The organism is Bathymodiolus platifrons methanotrophic gill symbiont, from assembly GCF_002189065.1.
Classification (GTDB): Bacteria; Pseudomonadota; Gammaproteobacteria; order Methylococcales; family Methylomonadaceae; genus Methyloprofundus.
In genome coordinates this window covers 1-2,542 of the sequence record NZ_BDMN01000079.1, presented here as the reverse complement: position 1 = coordinate 2,542, position 2,542 = coordinate 1, and the positions used below count along the sequence as shown (strand labels likewise).

The following is a 2,542-nucleotide window of genomic DNA, read 5'->3' as shown; positions in this document are numbered from 1 at the left end:
CATGCTACCTCACGAAATTCCGGGACTCCTGTCGCCATAATTCGTTCACCTACGCAGCGGATGGGAGATGCCCTGAACGCCCTGCGTCCGCAACGACTACGCACAAAAGCCGCTTCGTCATTACTACCTCACTGGCTGGACGGCTATTCGGAATGCAATTCTTGCTCCTCTCGCGTGCTGCTAGCACACGTCGAATCAGCGAATTGCCCTGTCGCCTATCAGGGACTAAAAATCACCACTTCGCTAAGCTCCGTTTCCATGATTTTCAGCGGATGCGCTGGATCCATCCCTTTTGTGATGCCAAAGGGGCGGACTTAATTTTAAAATATCTTTGTACTAACGATGCAGAACAGCGACTTAAGTTTGATCTACCTAAACTGGAGCCATTAGTAATTACCCAGTTAGGTAAATATAAATGGTGGCAAAAAATAGCCATGTTTATTAAAGCCAAACGTCATATTACCCAACTAGACACGTTACAAAGCATTATCCATGCAAAGCGCCTGAACGATTAAACTTCCACATTTATACACTGAGTTCCGAACAGACCCAGACAATTAATCAACATGTGCGCCAGCAAGTTGGCCTAACAGCAAGTAGTTTATATTATGTCGGCTGTTTTATGCGCGCATTGCATCGCATGAATCCTGAGCAAACTGGTGATGCCTATTGCGCACCCTACGCATTCAATTTACGTAGAAATAAAGCCCTAAGCCCGTTATTAAGCAATCATGTTGCCCCCTTGTTTGCTCAGGCCCCTAAATCACTATTGCATGATAGGGCCGCCCTGTTCCAGCACTTAAAACAACAAAACGCAAATACTATACGTGAAAAGCTCGATTATGCATTTCTCCCCATTATGTGGGCTGCCAGCTGGCTATCCTTAAAGCAACATGGAGAGAAGTTGCGTACATCTATGCGCACAGGCACTGAACGCAGCTCATTCTGGTTCTCTGATATAGGCAAAGCTGATTTATCCAATGCCTCTTTTTTTAATACTGACATCACTAAGATCTATCACCTCTGTCAGATCAGTAGCCCGCCAGCCATTGCCTTTTTAAGCTGCCAATTTAACCAGCAACTGATGCTCAGTTATAATTTTATCGAGCCTTTATTTACTGAGAAATGGATTGAGGAATTGCATAAAAATATGCTGGAAGAATTGTTTTCAGACTAAACTAGTCTAAATAAATCGTAACTGTAGGGCGTGGATTTAAAGGCTGTGAAAGTATATGCTTTTAGCCTCCCCCCTTGAGAAGGGGGGATTGAGGGGGGATCGTATAAAACATATGTCATTGATATTGCCTGATTAGTTTTAATATATCAAACCTCCCCTAACCCCTTAACTAACGAGGGGGGGGGGGTTGCATACTTTCGCAGCCTCTTTAGCCCACTTTTGACTATTGGCGGGCTAAAGCCACGGCCTACCCCAGATTTCAAAACAATCTTGTTACTCTCATGAATATCGTCACCCCTTTTTTTCAACAATGCACCCAAATACCGGAGAAAACCGCATTTGTGGAAGACGAGAAAACGATCAGTTATATTGATTTCAAAACACGCATAGAAAAAATATCGGCTTTTTTACAAACAAAACAAACCAAGAATCAATGTATTGCCATCGCACTGGATCGCGGCATAGATGCTGCCAGCTGTATTTACGGGGTGTTGTCTGCTGGAGCGATTTATCTACCCTTAGATATTAAAAATCCGACCACACGCTTAAACTTTATTATTCAGGACGCTCAAGCACAATTTGTCATTGGCCAGGGAAAAGCACCAGATTGGCTAACCAATCCGACACTCTGGTTAGACATTAGCCAGATTCCTGTTCTGGAAAGCGTAAGTGTAGCGCCACCACCAACTGATGCTACTGCACTTGCAGCAATTTTGTATACCTCTGGCTCTACTGGCAATCCTAAAGGTGTAGCTTTAAGCCATCAGGCTCTAGCCAATTTCTCCACGTGGGCAGCCCAGACCTTCGAGTTAAACCAACAGGATCGCATTGCCAGCCTCGCCCCGTTTCATTTTGACTTATCTATTTTTGATTTATTTAGCAGCCTGGCGACGGGTGCAAGTATTTATTTTATTCCTGCACGTCTGGCCTTATCCCCTAGTAGACTTACGACCTGGCTAAGGAATAAGCACGAAACAACTTCCCGATATTAATTATTCTTGAGGAATTGCACGGTAATTCCATTTTGGTAAATGTGTATCAAATACAATCGGCATTATTTCTTTGAAGTCAGCGGCATATTTTCGTCCTGTCTCGTATATTTTGTCGAGTATGTGAACAATTGTTGTTAGTCCTTTTGACGTTGATGTTCTAGAAATCAATGTTTTAACTGTTTCAACCGAGTCAAATACAACACCTTCACAAGCACGAGTCACATGAGGAAAAAAACGATGTTCAATGGGATTATACTTGGAGGTATAAGGAGGATAGTGGGCAATCCTAATTTCCAATCCAAGTGCATTCGCAGTCTTTTGTAAATCTTCTTTAAGAATGTAGTGCCGTGAGCTGTTACTCCCTCCACCATCG

At 43.3% G+C, this 2,542-nt stretch carries 4 protein-coding genes; 3 read left to right on the top strand and 1 reads right to left on the bottom strand.

The window, feature by feature from the left end; genetic code table 11:
- The first annotated feature begins 272 nt into the window (after nt 1-272).
- The 3 genes from CDZ78_RS05165 to CDZ78_RS05155 all read left to right on the top strand — a co-directional run bounded on the left by CDZ78_RS05165 (nt 273) and on the right by CDZ78_RS05155 (nt 2,169).
- Nucleotides 273-515: a hypothetical protein gene (locus tag CDZ78_RS05165; RefSeq protein ID WP_087869040.1), complete on the top strand. Its 243-nt coding sequence runs from the start codon at nt 273-275 to the stop codon at nt 513-515.
- Nucleotides 516-568: 53 nt separating this feature from the next.
- Nucleotides 569-1,177, top strand: a complete 609-nt coding sequence (locus tag CDZ78_RS05160; protein ID WP_087869039.1) for a hypothetical protein — start codon at nt 569-571, stop codon at nt 1,175-1,177.
- Between the two features lie 281 nt (nt 1,178-1,458).
- The gene (locus tag CDZ78_RS05155; protein ID WP_087869038.1) at nt 1,459-2,169 is read left to right on the top strand and encodes an AMP-binding protein; all 711 of its coding nucleotides are present in this window, start codon (nt 1,459-1,461) and stop codon (nt 2,167-2,169) included.
- Here CDZ78_RS05155 and CDZ78_RS05150 read toward each other — a convergent pair.
- Nucleotides 2,170-2,542: ISAzo13-like element transposase-related protein (locus CDZ78_RS05150; protein WP_444979193.1), on the bottom strand; the 373-nt coding region annotated here is incomplete at its 5' end.

What these genes read in the sequence shown, in the direction of transcription:
- CDZ78_RS05155 (WP_087869038.1), top strand. Translation starts at nt 1,459, where the DNA reads ATGAATATCGTCACCCCTTTTTTTCAACAATGCACCCAAATACCGGAG.
- CDZ78_RS05165 (WP_087869040.1), top strand. Translation starts at nt 273, where the DNA reads ATGCGCTGGATCCATCCCTTTTGTGATGCCAAAGGGGCGGACTTAATT.